This is a genomic window from Methanosarcina hadiensis, assembly GCF_046529725.1.
Taxonomy (GTDB): domain Archaea; phylum Halobacteriota; class Methanosarcinia; order Methanosarcinales; family Methanosarcinaceae; genus Methanosarcina; species Methanosarcina hadiensis.
Genome location: NZ_CP136241.1, coordinates 3,991,720 through 4,006,392 on the forward strand (window position 1 = coordinate 3,991,720; position 14,673 = coordinate 4,006,392).

At 43.2% G+C, this 14,673-nt stretch carries 10 protein-coding genes; 1 reads left to right on the plus strand and 9 read right to left on the minus strand.

Annotation, left to right across the window (positions count from 1 at the left end):
* Positions 1–67: 67 nt before the first annotated feature.
* From RSJ42_RS17170 to RSJ42_RS17195, 6 genes are all read right to left on the minus strand, one after another.
* Positions 68–511 carry a DUF126 domain-containing protein gene (locus tag RSJ42_RS17170; protein WP_410508444.1) on the minus strand — a complete coding sequence of 148 codons (444 nt, stop codon included), beginning with the start codon at positions 509–511 and terminating at the stop codon, positions 68–70.
* Positions 498–1,703: an aconitase X gene (locus tag RSJ42_RS17175; protein ID WP_410508445.1), complete on the minus strand. Its 1,206-nt coding sequence runs from the start codon at positions 1,701–1,703 to the stop codon at positions 498–500. Before RSJ42_RS17175 ends, RSJ42_RS17170 begins: the two co-directional genes overlap by 14 nt.
* Before the next feature lie 195 nt (positions 1,704–1,898).
* A complete protein-coding gene (locus RSJ42_RS17180; protein WP_410508446.1) occupies positions 1,899–3,167 on the minus strand; it encodes a UbiD family decarboxylase in 1,269 nt (422 codons plus the stop codon).
* Positions 3,168–3,424: 257 nt separating this feature from the next.
* On the minus strand, positions 3,425–4,492 hold the full coding sequence (locus tag RSJ42_RS17185) for a citrate/2-methylcitrate synthase (protein ID WP_410508447.1): 1,068 nt from the start codon (positions 4,490–4,492) through the stop codon (positions 3,425–3,427).
* 401 nt (positions 4,493–4,893) lie between these two features.
* Positions 4,894–7,701, minus strand: a complete 2,808-nt coding sequence (gene acnA / locus RSJ42_RS17190; protein WP_410508448.1) for an aconitate hydratase AcnA — start codon at positions 7,699–7,701, stop codon at positions 4,894–4,896.
* A 734-nt stretch (positions 7,702–8,435) separates the two neighbouring features.
* Positions 8,436–9,815, minus strand: coding sequence for a hypothetical protein (locus RSJ42_RS17195; protein ID WP_410508449.1), 1,380 nt, complete (start codon positions 9,813–9,815; stop codon positions 8,436–8,438).
* A gap of 499 nt (positions 9,816–10,314) precedes the next feature.
* On the opposite strand from RSJ42_RS17195, the gene RSJ42_RS17200 reads away from it, so the two are divergent.
* Positions 10,315–11,043 carry a hypothetical protein gene (locus tag RSJ42_RS17200; protein ID WP_410510410.1) on the plus strand — a complete coding sequence of 243 codons (729 nt, stop codon included), beginning with the start codon at positions 10,315–10,317 and terminating at the stop codon, positions 11,041–11,043.
* Between the two features lie 38 nt (positions 11,044–11,081).
* Here RSJ42_RS17200 and RSJ42_RS17205 read toward each other — a convergent pair whose 3' ends face one another.
* The 3 genes from RSJ42_RS17205 to RSJ42_RS17215 are packed head-to-tail and all read right to left on the minus strand — an operon-like array spanning position 11,082 to position 14,527.
* The gene (locus RSJ42_RS17205) at positions 11,082–12,812 is read right to left on the minus strand and encodes a vWA domain-containing protein (protein ID WP_410508450.1); all 1,731 of its coding nucleotides are present in this window, start codon (positions 12,810–12,812) and stop codon (positions 11,082–11,084) included.
* Between the two features lie 37 nt (positions 12,813–12,849).
* Positions 12,850–14,361 (minus strand): AAA family ATPase, encoded by a 1,512-nt coding sequence (locus tag RSJ42_RS17210; protein ID WP_410508451.1) that lies wholly within the window; start codon positions 14,359–14,361, stop codon positions 12,850–12,852.
* Positions 14,327–14,527 carry a hypothetical protein gene (locus tag RSJ42_RS17215; RefSeq protein WP_410508452.1) on the minus strand — a complete coding sequence of 67 codons (201 nt, stop codon included), beginning with the start codon at positions 14,525–14,527 and terminating at the stop codon, positions 14,327–14,329. The genes RSJ42_RS17210 and RSJ42_RS17215 overlap by 35 nt, the downstream gene beginning before the upstream one ends.
* Between the last annotated feature and the right edge of the window lie 146 nt (positions 14,528–14,673).

The window sequence follows — 14,673 nt, forward strand, 5'->3', positions numbered from 1 at the left end:
TCAAAGCATTGGGAGGCAGGCATAAATTCTTACCCCTACATCTTAAAAAAATGCCATTCAGGTCAGGTTAAAATATCTCTTTCCTCTGCCCGGCTGCTTTCGATTTAATCAGTTCGATATATCCTTCACTGCCGTTTACAAGGACAGTATCTCCATCCTTTAAAACTTCGTAAGGGTTCTTTTCCAGCATATCAACGAGCGGGATTTCGGATATAATTGCTCCTACAGCTACAATAGGCTCGGTTTCCAGGTTTATGATTGCTGTCGGGGCTGCATCATTCTTTTTAAGCTGATACATCACATATGAACCAACAGTAGAGCCTTTTCCATGCGGGAAAACTAGAACTTTCCCTTTGATCGATTTTCCTGCAAGAGAGTGTTTTTCTTCTACCACAATCCCGGTTTCAGGGTCTACACTTCCAAGGAAAGAAATTGGGTCTCTGGAAACCAGAACCTCACCTTCTGCACATCCCCTTGAAATTGTCCTGCCTTTAAGTTTAATGGGAACCACCCACCTTTTTTTCTTTTCCAGCTGTTGCCTTCTCAATACAGGCTTCCATATTCCCGTATACGCTTTCAGCTCCGCACATCCCTGGCACGTAAGCAAAGGCTTTTCCCGAATTTACCATAACGCAGGAGTAGCGGTTGGTTGCCGGAGAAACCACCATGCAGGTATCGCATACAACTTTAGCTCCGCTTTCTTCAATGGTCCTAATATACTCAGGATAGCGTTCTGTAAGCTCCCTCGATGTAAAAATCCAGGTCTCCTTTGAGACTGTTTTTCCTTTCAATAGCTCAGCTGCCTTTTTAAGTTCATTCGCAGAGCAGTGAGGGCAGCCAATAGTGATTAACTCTGGTTCTCTGCCATTTTTTCCTCTGCTCTCATAAACTTCATCCAGCTGGCTTCTTTCAATAATTATTTTTTCTTCAGGCTCTCCAAAATTCATTCTGCACGCTTCGGGAGTTACTCCTTTCACATGGTAGAGAGCCACAGCACCCGAAGCTGCCATTGCAGCTCCAAGAGCTTTTAATTCATCAGTTTCTGGCTTGCCTTTAAGCTGAAAAATAGGTACTCTGTTTCCAATGAGTTTTCCTGTCACATATCCAAGAGCTCCGTAGTCTGATTCTTTAAGTGAGCACTCTACAATTACGGAGATTTCTGGAATGCGGTTTTCATCAAGATGGAATCCGTAGTTTGCAGTCTTTCCGAGTAGCGCTGCCGAAAGGGCTGAAGGGCCTCCTTCCCTATTTGTCCGGGCTCCTATTACGGAATTTGCATAAGAAATGGCTGAAGATTCGCTCCAGGCAAGGTGGTCGCCGTAACCCACTGAAAAGCCTTCAAGTGTATAAGGCGTGCAGGTACATTCGCAGCGGATCCCGAGTTTTCTGTAAGCCTGAACAATTGCCTTCTGTTTTTCTGCAAATTCAGGAGAGATCCTTAACCTTTCCCAGTCTTCCAGGTCCATTCCTGCCGGGTTAAGGATAGCAGGGACCTTTACCTGCCCTTTAAGGTCCGAGATCCATTCAAGCCCGGCATCGCCTATTGTTTTATATGAGACGCCTGCAATCTGGGCGCTTTTGATAGGGATCAGCCTGTCTGCGCCGTAGATGTCTCCAAGAGACACAAGGATCTGAATTGCCTGCCTGAGAGTCTCTCCGGCTTCTCCATTCAGGATTTGTTCTTCTTCTTTTGTAAGGTACATGAAAATTCACTCTTTAACTGCCAGGTAATAGATGCAGGATACGAAATGTTGAAACGATTCTACTGGCACATCCGATCGTTATATGGGTCAAAGCAAGTACAGAAACATTGAGATGAAATAAAATTTGAAGGCAGGATATTTGATGCCCGATCAGTTTTAGTTTCTCCTGCCTGATCAGTTAAAAATACTCCTCAGTTATTCTTCAGGAATCACTGCCCTTTCAAAGTTCTCTTTTTCAATCAGGACCTTTGTGGCATCAATCCCAACTTTAGTGGTTGTTCCATCAGGGGCTCCCCTGGGATCAAGGGAACTACCGCGGACATTAGGGATGATCAGGATATCCATATCGCCTTTTACTCTTGTGGCAATTGCGAACTCGACATCATTCGGGTCAAAGATATTTATATCCTCATCCACAACCACCACATGCTTCAGGCTCGTATGGGCGGCAAAGGCAGCCATTATAGCGTTTTTTGCATCCCCTTCGGTTTGTTTTTCTATCTGTACGACTGCATGAAGATAACAGCAGCCTCCTTCCGTTAAGACCACGTTTTTTACGGTTGTTACTTCCCCTACTGCCCTGTAGATTCTCGGCTCATAAGGCACTCCCATCATGAGAAGGTGTTCCGGACCGGCCGGAAGAATTCCATGATAGATTGGGTCTTTTCTATGGATAATTCTGGTAATACGGATAACGGGTTCTTTCCTCACAACATCATATGTCCCGGTAATATCCACAAATGGTCCTTCGTCAACTCTTTCTTTCGGGTCAACATATCCTTCGAGAACAATCTCCGAATGCGGCACTTTTATCCCGTTTGAGCACTCAAAAAGTTCTATAGGAGACCCCCGGAGGGCAGCTGCATATTCAAATTCTTTTCCAACAGGCACTCTCGTAGAAGTTGCGTAAATAATTGTAGGGTCACAGCCCAGAACAATGGCTACGGGAAGAGGCTCGCCTTTTTCTGCAGCTTTTTTATGAAGGAGGTAAGTATGTCTCGGAGGGACAAGGCGGGCTGCGAGTTTATCTTTTCCCGCAAGCATAAGGCGGTGGATCGAAGCATTCATGACCCCTCCGTACTCGGATACAACAATTCCTGCAGTTATATAGGGGGCTCCGTCTTTTTCAAAATGCGTGAGAATTGGAAGTTTTGTAAGGTCGACATCTTCCTCTATTACCTCAAGCGTAGGAGACCCTGAAACCAGTTTCACTTCGCCTTCCGGGGAAACTTCAGAAAGCTTCTTTATTATTTCTTCTTTAGAAACCCCAAGCATGGAAGCAAGCTCATCCCTGGATCCCAGAAGGTTCATAATAACCTTTGAGCTCGAGACATTGTGGAAGAGAACAGGAGCCTTTGTCTTTTTTGCAATTCTCGAAGCCTCGAATTCCGGAGAAACGGGCTGATGAACTTCGACCAGTTTTCCACTTTCTTTTAACCGGTCTATGAAATCTCTGTAAGTCATGGGTATCTGGATATCAAAAAGCTGTTAGATAATAAAAAGATTATCTGATTCCTTCGAAGACAGTCTAGCTCTGTTACCTGAGATCAGTTGAGTGATCAAACGGGATAAAAGTGCCATTGTGATAGAATTAGAATTATAAAAAACAATTTTTTCGTGAAACTTCTGGTCTTTTAAGCTGGTTTATGCTTATTAACCTGTTTTGCTGAAAAACCATTTTATTTCTGGTCTTCAGGCATAACAGGGTTCATTAGAAAGTTTCAGCATTCATCGAGCATGAAGGCTCTTGGCCTTATAATCTTTTTCTTCTCATACTGCTCAAAACAGTGGGCTATCCAGCCTGAAACTCTACCTATTGCAAAGATTGAAGTTGCGAGCTGTGGAGGAATTTCCATATACTTGTAGATAACTCCTGAATAAAAATCAACATTTGGATAAATCAGCTTTCCTCTTTTTTCTACAAGCTCGCGGACAACAGTATTTTCTATTGCTTCGGCGGTCTCATACCAGTGCATATCTTCCTTAACTTCAGCCAGTCTCATTGAAAGCTGCTTGAATATTGTGCCCCTGGGGTCATATGTTTTGTACACCCGGTGCCCGAAGCCCATTATTTTCTCTCTCTTTTCGATTTTTTCGAGGACAAATTTCTCGGCATTTTCAGGGCTGCCGATTTCTTCAAGCATGGTCATAACCTCTGCCCTTGCTCCCCCATGAAGGGGACCTTTGAGTGTGCAGAGTCCGGAAACAACAGCCGAATAAAGGTCTGATAAGGTTGAAGCTGTAACTCTTGAGGAGAAAGTGGAGGCATTCAGTTCATGTTCGGCACTGAGAATGAAGTCTTTTTCCATGACTTCGGCTTCCAGAGGGTCCGGCCTGCTTCCTCTTATCATGTACAGGAAATTGGCTCCATGAGAAAGGGAGGGATCGGGGGGTACAGGTTCCTTTCCGTTTGCAGTTCTATAATAAGCAGCAACAATTGTTGGGAGCATAGCGATTAACCTTATGGCTTTTCTCATATTACCTTCTTGAGAGCTGTCATTCAGGTCCGGATCGAATTGCGATATGAAAGAAACGACTGTGCGCAGGGCTTCCATAGCATCGATATTGAAATTGCACATGCGGATTACGTCCATTACCTCCCTGTTAATTTCACGTTCCGCACGCAGGCGGGCTGAGTACTCGGCAAGTTCCTTTTCTCCGGGGAGCTCTCCCTGGATAAGCAGATAGGAAACTGCATCATAGGGAAGATCGATAAGATCATTGATATCGACGTCCCTGTACTTCAGAATGCCCTCCAGCCCGTCTATGAAACATATATTTTTACTCATTTTCTACCTCGCAGTTATGCCTAGAGGATTTTCAAAAAACTTTGAAATTGTGGGATCCTCTGATTATACATGAAAGATTTAGCAAGAAGGACTCTTGAGTCCAAAAATAGAGCGACAATGCAATTGTATTATCATCAAATTAGTATATTAAATTTGTTGAAATTGTAAATTTAAATCATTTTAAATATATTTATTAAAGTTAAGGTTTCCTTCCTTTTAACCTTTTAGCTGTATTTGACCTTAAATATAATTATTTCCTGACGAAGCATTTATAAAATATTTCTTTTCCTGGTAAGATTTGTTATTAACCCGGATAAAAAGAGAGGTCCTGAAAAGGAGAAGCCCTGTTCATGCTTATGGGACCTCTTTAAAAAATTAGTTTTTGTATTTAGCAAAAACATTTATTTCTTCACGGAGTCCCGCAGGAACTTGTGCAGAATTCCGCCGTTTCTGTAGTATTCAATTTCAACAGCAGAGTCCAGCCTCAGCGTCACTTTAAACTCTGTTTCTTTTCCGCTGTCATCTTTTGCCAGTACAGTAAGCTCTCCGTGAGGCTCCATTTTTTCAATGCCAAGGATATCAAAGCTTTCTTTTCCTGTTAAGCCGAGAGTTTCCGCATTTTCTCCTGCCTTAAACTGAAGGGGAAGGACTCCCATACCCACAAGGTTGCTTCTGTGGATGCGCTCAAAGGACTCGGCAATAACTGCTTTTACCCCAAGGAGGAATGTGCCTTTTGCTGCCCAGTCGCGGGAACTGCCTGTTCCGTATTCTTTTCCTGCGAGAACAATCAGAGGAACACTGTTTTCCGCGTAAAGTAAAGATGCATCGTAAATCGGAATTCCTTCTCCGCAGGCTTCAGGCGGGAAGTCTTCTCCTTTAATGTGGGAGACAGTCCATCCTCCTTCCCTGCTTACAAGCTTGTTTCTAAGCCTGATATTTGCGAAGGTGCCGCGCATCATGACCTCATGGTTACCCCTGCGGGACCCGTAAGAATTGAAATCCTTCTGGTCAACTCCCCATGATGTCAGGTATCTGCCTGCCGGGCTCTCTGCCGGAATATCTCCTGCCGGAGAGATGTGGTCCGTGGTGATGCTGTCTCCAAAGACTGCAATGGCTCTGGCATTCTGTATATCCCCTGGCAGAGGTAGAGTAAGCGGGAAATCTATAAAATAAGGAGGCTCCTGGATGTAAGTTGATGACGGGTCCCAGTCGTAAAGGGTACCTTCAGGGACATCAAGCTCTTTCCAGAGTTTTGCCCCTTCGAGAACGCCTGAATACTCTTTTTTAAACATCTCAGGCCTGACACTGTTCTTTTCTACCTGTTTTATCTCGTCCTGCATGGGCCAGATATCTCTGAGATACACAGGGAGCCCATTCGGGTCATAGGCAAGAGGATCGGTTTCGAAGTTTATGTTTACAGTACCCGCGATTGCGTATGCGACAACAAGCGGAGGGGAAGCCAGGTAGTTTGCTTTAACATGCGGATTGATCCTGCCTTCGAAATTCCTGTTTCCACTTAGTACGGCTGCAACCGTAAGGTCATTTTCTTCGATTTCTCTTGCAACCTTTTCAGGCAAGGGTCCGCTGTTTCCTATACATGTCGTACAGCCGTACCCAACCTGATGGAATCCCAGGGCCTCAAGATAAGGACGTAGACATGCAGCTCCGAGATATTCGGTAGCAACTCTTGATCCCGGGGAAAGGCTTGTTTTTACAAAGGGCTTAACCCTCAGGCCTCTTTCAATAGCCTTCTTTGCAAGGAGCCCGGCTCCTATGAGAACCGACGGGTTAGAGGTATTCGTACAGGAAGTAATGGATGCGATCACAACGGAACCATGTGTGAGCCTGGTGTTCCTCTCAATGGAGTCGATTTTTTCTACTCCTCTTTCTTCCGAGGCTCCGGGTTCTTCTACAGGTGTCCCTCCTTCCCCACTCCAGCGCAGGTAAGCAGGATCTCCTGTAAGCTCTGTACCTGCTTCTTTCTTTCTTATAAAGGTCTGCCTCATGGTTTCACAGAAATTTTCTGAGACCTCATTCAGGAATAGCTGATCCTGCGGGCGTTTGGGGCCTGCAAGACAGGGCTTTACCGTGCCCATATCAAGTTCGAGATTGCTGCTGAACACAGGTTCGGGTTTGTTCACAGAGTAAAGCAGGTCCTGTGCTTCCAGGTACTTTTTCACAAGGGTGACCTGCTCATCGCTCCTTCCTGTCCTTTTTAGATAGTCGAGGGTCTCCATGTCAGGTGGGAATATCCCAAGAGTAGCCCCGTATTCCGGAGCCATATTTGAAATTGTAGCCCTGTCCGGAAGGCTGAGCGAATTTAAGCCGGGTCCGTAGAACTCGACAAACTTGCCTACCACCCCATGTTTTCTTAACATCTTTGTAATCGTGAGGACAAGGTCAGTCGCTGTAACTCCGGGACCCAGTTTCCCGTAGAGTTTGAAACCGACAACTTCAGGGACTGGCATATAGTAAGGCTGCCCGAGCATTACGGCTTCGGCTTCTATGCCGCCTACTCCCCAGCCGAGCACTCCTATTCCGTTGATCATTGTTGTATGGGAGTCAGTCCCGACAAGAGTATCCGGGAACGCAAACAGTTCTCCTTCTTTTTCTTTCAGGTGCACAAGAGGAGTCAGGTATTCAAGGTTTACCTGATGGATAATTCCTCTTCCCGGGGGAACAACTCTGAAATTATCAAAGGCTTTCTGTGCCCAGCGGAGAACGGTATAACGTTCCCTGTTGCGCTCAAATTCCTTTTTCTCATTCTCTTCAAGGGCATATGCCGTGCCATAAGAGTCAACCTGAACCGAATGGTCAATGACCAGGTCAGCAGGGATTACAGGGTTGATTTTGGCAGGATCTCCTCCAAGGCGTTTCATTGCCGAGCGGAGGGCCGCCAGGTCAACCACTGCGGGGACACCTGTGAAGTCCTGCATGATTACTCTTGAAGGAATAAAAGGGATGTCCCTTTCATTTACATTTTCTGGGCTCCAGCGGGCCAGAGCCTCTACATCTTCGGCAGCTATTATCCTTCTTTCAGTATCAGCATGCCGGAGCAGGGATTCCAGAAGGATCCTTATAGAGTAGGGGAGCAGGGAAATCCCTTCAAAGCCCTTTTCTTCCAGTTTACCAAGTCTGTAAATCGTAGCTTTTCCGGCAGTTGTTTCGATGCTGTCTCTTACCCCAAAAGGGTCCGGACCTTCTCTCATTGTACTTTTTACCTCCAGCAAAATATGAGTTATAAAATGATGAAATCCTTACAAACCATGTTTTGTAAGTTATTTTTGAATTATCTCACTTCTCTTGTCCCACTTCTCTTTATCCTGTGAATGCCCCCTCTTATCTTCAGAGTATTTTATTCCTTCGGGCTTATTATCTTCACATTTCCGGGAAACAGGCTTGCTTTATTTCTTCTATATTTATTTACATTGCCTGCGGTGCATATTCCAATGCTTAATAGAAAGCACTTACATTGTTAAACCTTGGGGCAGTTAACCCTGGAATACTGAACCTTATCAGGTTTTCAAGCATTTAATATATAGTTGCAGGCTCAGGCTATACTTTCATATTTTTAATTCTCCGATTAAAGCCTGTTCTGTTATAAATCCGGTTATTTCTTATTGTATCTAAACTCAAGATAATTAAAAAAAGAATGAATAAAGGAAATATTAACCTACGCAGGATCTTTTTCTATTTGCTGATCCTCTTAATTGAGATGTGGGTTTGTTAGTGTTTTCCTTACCTGGTAGACGTTCCGGCCCAAAGAGGAACGTGAGAGAAACAACTGAAAGATTCCAATTCGGATTCGGAATAGATAAAAACAGTTAATCAGAAACCTTATCCTAAGTCCAGACAAAAAGTCTTAGTTTTTACTGCTCGCTTTTTATCCCGGAAAAACAAAAAAGAGTTTAAAGCTTGACGAAAGTCAAGCCTGATACATTCGTTATTTTTCAGGATCCCCTGTTGTGATGGAATACTCAAAGTTTTCCGTATTCATGGGAAGGATTGAAAGCATCCATTCTCCTTCAGCACCGGGGACTGTATAGGTCTCTACAAAAGTTGTAGTTCCGCCCTGATAGCTTCCCTGAATATTGGTTCCCGTGCCATCTGCAACCCTTGAGGACATGTATGGGAGGTAAGGGTATGAATCATCTACTATGTTTACCGAACCTCTGTATTTCTTGCTTACAGGAGCAGGCGTAATTTCCTTCCCTGAAGGGTCTTTCAGGCTCACTTCAAACGAAGGTGTAAGGTTTCTGTTTCCTCCTTCAGTATACAGGCCGTATCCATATTGATAAGCACTTATCTCTATGCTTATCGTGCCATTATCTATGGTTTTGAAGGTTGTTTCGTAAGGCTCTTCCGGAACCGGAAGAATACGGAAATTCAGGGATACTTTTCCTTCGTATTCACTGATCCCTGGGTCATCAATATTCAGATCGAGAGTTCCTGTATAGCTCCCTTTTGCATCAGCCGGAACATTTAGTGTCAGTTTTACGATAGCAGTCTCCCCTGCCTTCACCACTTCCGGAGCTTCAAAGCTTATTGCATCATTCCCGAATGCATATCTTATTCCTCCGTAAGGGTAGACGCTGTCGTAATATATGATGTCGCCTCCTTCCGTAAGCTCAGGGGAGATTGCTACATCTTTATCGCCTGTGTTCTTCAGCTTTATTTCATAGGTATAGGTCTCTCCGGCTTCTACGAGGTCGTTAACGTAGGGAGTAAGGATCTGAACTGCTGGCGGAACCCATACACGCAGGTTTAGCTGCATTGTTCCGGGAAAGTTCGGGTAATAGCCTGCTACATCTCCTTCAGGCACTTTTTCTGTAAAAGCTATTAGTACGGCATAGTTCCCGAGGTCTGCATTCTCAGGAATATCTACCTTTACTTCAAACTCCTCTTTCTCCCCTGCCTTCAGGTCCTTTGCTGTGGGGCTTATGCTGACCCAGCTTTCATCTATGTACTTCTCAGTATAGGGTATAATTAAAAGTCTTGGGTTCAATTCAACAGTTTTATTATCGTTGTTTTTTACGGTCACAGTAAAGTTTTTACCGTTTCCCGGATTCAGTTCCAGGTACTTATAGGCTGGATCTACACTGATTTTTTCAAACTCAGGATAATAATATCCTGCATCCGTTTCAGGTACAGCAACAGAACTGACAACAACAGGATTTCCTACAATTTTCTCTTCTATAGCCCCAGCTCCTGCAGGCACAGCCTTACTACCAGCTCCCGCCCCTGCACAGGCAATAGAGAGAATAGATACAATCAAAAGCCCGCATACGATTATTTTTAATGCCTTTATATTAAGTCCACTCATACTTTTCACCTCGCCTAATACTCACTAATGCATGGGACTTATAAAATAATTGCTTAAACTACGAATCAATCTGCAGTTATTCCTGGGAAGGATGAGACAAAAATCCTCTTTTTTGCTTTTCATTTTACACTACTTCCCCTATTGGGAAAAAAAGCTATTAATGCCCTTAAAACCACTCTTTCTCTATATATCATACTTTTCAGTCACTATCTGAATCCCGGCTCATATCTGGGTTTGCAAGATTCCAGAAGAATATCTTGGAAGAATATCTTGGAAGGATATCTTGGAAGAATATCTTGGAAGAATATCTTAGAAGGATATCTTGGAAGAATATTTTCACACTGATGACAATGGAAACAGAAAAAAATATTAAATCCCAGTATGAAATCTGTTTATATAACTACGAACCATATACGACAAGTTATAATGGAACTGCTTCCGGCTACTGGTGTTCCAGAAGAAACGCGAGCAGCAATTTGTGTCGTTTTAAGACATGGATGTGATTTTCTTGCTTAAAGTTAAACAGGACATATTCAGAAGATTTTCAAATTCCGGTTACAGGTTCAGGAAGAGCCCCAGGTCAGGGAGGGATTCATCTTTACGTGACTCTTTCATAGGATCCAATCCTGTAATCGATGCTGAATTTGTCGAGATTAGCAGAGAACCTTCTGACGATTGTCCTGACGGGCTGGACTCCGACCTGCTGGATAATCTCAGAGAATATTTACGGACGAGATCGAAAGAAGAAATCGATGAAATCTTTGAAGAAATTCGCAAAACTCTCGAAGACAGGACTTCCGGAAGCGGATTTTTTGAAAACCGCTGGGAAAGTAACAATGCTTACGAAAAAACACGGATGAAAGAGATTCCGGGAAGAGCTTTCAAAACGTTTTCCAGAACCGCATGCTGCGGAAGAGATCAGATCTTAAAATTCTCAAAAACTGTCTCTTCAAAAGCTTCGGATATGGCTTCCGAAGGAAAAGAATCCATAAAAACATCTTCGAAAATACTCAATGAAAAGTGGAGCAATTTAAGCCCAAGTGACCGCAAACTAATCTCTGATACTATAATTGCCGTGATCGAGCTTGGTTTGCTCAAGAATTCCACAAAAGGAAAAAAGGCAGCATTTGTTGTTCTGTCAAGCATTTTTAATCACAAAGCCCCGGGCAAAAAAGATCTGGAAGAATTCATAGACGAAGTCAGCAGGCGCCTTAAACGCAGAAATTAATTATATTCTTCCCATTCAGCTAAATCTCATCCAGCAGGTTAGAACATTCTCGCAGGCTTACTGATTGCCTTTATAAATCTTGCAGGGCTTTCATCTACCTGCCAGTTTCCGGAATCATGGATAATATAAGTATGGTCTGAAACCTGATCGAGCCCTCCTGCATCATAATTTCCTATTATCAGGGAAAAGATCCGGGCTTTTCTTTCTACCTTTATTTCGTTCCACTCGCGGATAAGAGGTCTCTCTGACAATTCTGAATACCCATCTGTAAGAAAAAGAAGGTCAGCTCCCTGAAAGGCCTTTTCTTTTTTTATTGCTTTCAGCCCTGAATGTAGAGCTGTATTGAAATCCGTGCCTCCGCCAAATGTGTATTTGAGAAATTCCAGAAACTCTTTTCCCATACGTCTTTTGTCTGTCAGGTCAATCTCAACGGTCTGCCATTTTGATGAAAAAAGGATTACTTTGACGTCCCTGTTTTCTCTTATCATCCTTCTCGCAACTGCCAGAACCACAGCTTTTACAAGAAGCTCGGGAGCTCCCCGCATGGAAGCGGAGGTATCTACAAGAGCGACAACAGGCCCCTTCCTTTTTTTTCCTGCAAAATCCGAGTTCCAGTTTTCTCCTCTCAACTGGTATGTCAGGAGCTTTTCTTCAATCATGTCAGCATAGAACTTTCTCTTTAATACAGGATTTTTGAGCTTAACGGTTTCTATAGGAAGCAATGTCTGGATATCACCTGAAAGGGTGACTGTATGAACTTCGCTTTTACTGTACGGAGACATCTGGAGTTTTTTTGATCCGTATTCAAGCTCAATTCTGCCTATCTTATCAAGGATTTCACGCAGGCTAGAACTTTTCCTGAAAAGAGATGCATACTTCTCAAGATTTTCGAAATATTCCCTGTGAAGAGCCTGCAGGGAATAGTCCCATGCCCTTCCCGGAAAAAGCATGGAGAGGATATCAAGCATTTCAAGGTGGTTTTCAAGAAGAGGGATAAGTTCCTCTAGTTTTATTTTTATATTTTCCTCTACGATTGAATCCACAGTCTCTCCAGCCTTTTCGATAAACATAAATTCCCTGGTCATCGAGGCGAGCCTTTCTGATGCTTTAAGGTCCTCATATTCCTGATCCTGATAATTTTCTATCCGGTCTTCAGTTTTTTTAAGGAAATCTCCCTGACCATTCTGTTTGATCTCTTCTGCTGCATCTTTTTCGTGGAATCCGTTTGAATGCCTGTCCCACTCATAGTTTTTCAGGCTCTCGTTTCTTTCCAGTTTATTTCTTTCCCATAGCGCCTGAGTCTCACTGATAAGCTCTTTCAGGGCTTTCAGAGATCTTTCCAGTCCTTTTTGGGATTTCTTTAGGAGCTCCTTCTCTACTTTGCTATAATCTTCCAGGAGAGTAAAAAGCTCTTCGAGCAAAGTTCTCAGGATATAAATCCCTGCCATACGGTTTTCTGCTGCCAGGTTTTTTATTTCTTCCCAGACTTGCTGATTTCTCATGCTTAGAAATATCGGATAAAAAACCCCAAATTTTTCCGTAAAACGCTTTTCATCCTTTATCTCATAGTCTTTTCCTGAGAGAAGCTCGTAAATGAGAACTTCTGCAATTTCTTCCCTGAGCCTGTGGGGCACTTTCCTGGGAATTGCCAGAAATTCCCGCAGTTCCGTATTCAATATGGTAAAAGGATTAAAGTCCTTATCAAAAGATGCTCTATCTGACCAGGCCAGACTTTCAAAACCTTTTTTCGAGTTTTTCCGATCCTGCATATTTTTTGTTCCCTTTTTTGCGCTTTCCGGGGTCGGCTCAGGCGACTTCCACTTCTTCTATTTCCACATCGAATATCTTCGGTTTTTCTAAAAGAACCCGGACTTCGTTTAAATGACCTGCTATTTCGTAAATATCCGTATTTTTGGAGTGGTATTTTATCAGGATCTCTTTGCTGTCCTGTCCGGAAATCCAGATATTTTCCCTGAGAGTCTCTTCAAGGGCTTTTTCTTCTTCCTGGACATGCTTTCTGAAGTAGTTCAACCTATCCTCAAGGTTTTCATACTCTTTTTCGTAAAGCTTTTTGTCTCCATAGTCCAGGCTTAATTTAAACTCAAATCCATATCTGCGGCGTAACTGCTCTGCCACACCTTCGAAACTCAGTGAGCCTTTATTGTTGCCATAGTCAAGTCCAAGGCTGTAAGTATGAGTAGGATATTCAGTATGGTGTTTTAGAAGATCCAGGGCGTTATTGAATGTGAGGCTTTTTGGGGCTGTCACTCCCGCAAATCTGGAACTTTTAAGCCCTCCGGTAGTCTTTTTCTCTTCTTCAAAGCATTTATTACAGGATACCGTATTCGGAAGTTCCTGCTGCAAGCAGCTGTATACGGAATTTCTAAGGTCAAGCACATTCTGTTTTAGTTTTCCCGTGTCAGTACCTCCTGAAACAACCCTATCAAGGATAAGTTTCCTGATAGTTTCCCTCTGTTCCGGAAGGTCCCAGAGCATGTGCTGCAGCAGAACAACGGTCATTCTGTCCACGCTTTTGTACCCGTTTACAGCTGAGGCAACTCTGAGAACGTTTATAATCTTTTTCCAGCGCCTATCCGAAACGAAAATATTCGAGTTTTTAAGTTCTCTTCTCAACCCCCGGATTATTGTCCTTACTTCAAGGTTTACAGGCATTTCCTTTGCTTTTCTCTGAATTTCCCTTATATCTTCAACCGACAGTTTCGTTGAAGGCAGGAAATCTTCCGTATTTTCAAAAATGAGGTCTTCAAGATTCTCTTCGTGCTGGATATAGTCCACACTGTACCTGAAAAGGAACCTGTCGTAAAGAGCCTCAAGGCTTTCATCCTCTTCGGGCAATTCATTGGAAGCTCCAAAAACGGAAAACAGAGGTACATCCATGATCTCCTTGCCGTTATGGTACTTTCTCTCATTCAGGACTGTCAAGAGACTGTTTAATATTGAGCTGTTCGCCTTGAAAATCTCGTCAAGAAGAGCTATGTGTGCAGTCGGCAGGTAACCTTCTACCCTCCGGCTGAATTCATCCCTTTCAAGAGCCTTTAAAGAGAGAGGTCCGAATACCTCTTCTGGAGTGGAAAAACGTGTAAGAAGATAATGGAAAAAATTTCCTCCCTCTATGGTTTCACAAATTTTGCTTGCAAGCAAGGTCTTTGCAGTTCCAGGAGGTCCGAGCAAAAGTATATGCTCCCCTGAAAGCAGTGCCAGAAGAGACCCATTGATTTCTGCATCTCTCTCTTTGAAGTAGCCAGAGAATTCCCGCTTGATATTAAGGATAGTATTTTTTAAATCCAGAATTTTCATAAATTCCAAAACCTTTATTTTTCTTTTTTACAACGCTTATTTGTTTCAGAATCTCGTGCGTGACCTCATAAAGGTCCTGACAAAAATAAGCAGCTGTGCCCGGTTCCAATAGTGCTAAAAATGATGTAACCATTTTTATGGGTCTTGCCTTAATTAATTTTTCCAAAAAAAAGTTTTTACCTTCGAGGTTTTTAAACTCTTCTTTATCAGGTTATGCCCCTTCCTATGAATATGCATTCTCTCGTGCCTTTTTCTGGATTCTGTCCTTGTTTTTGCTTTCCGAAGACGTTATGCATGAGGAAATCAATGTAC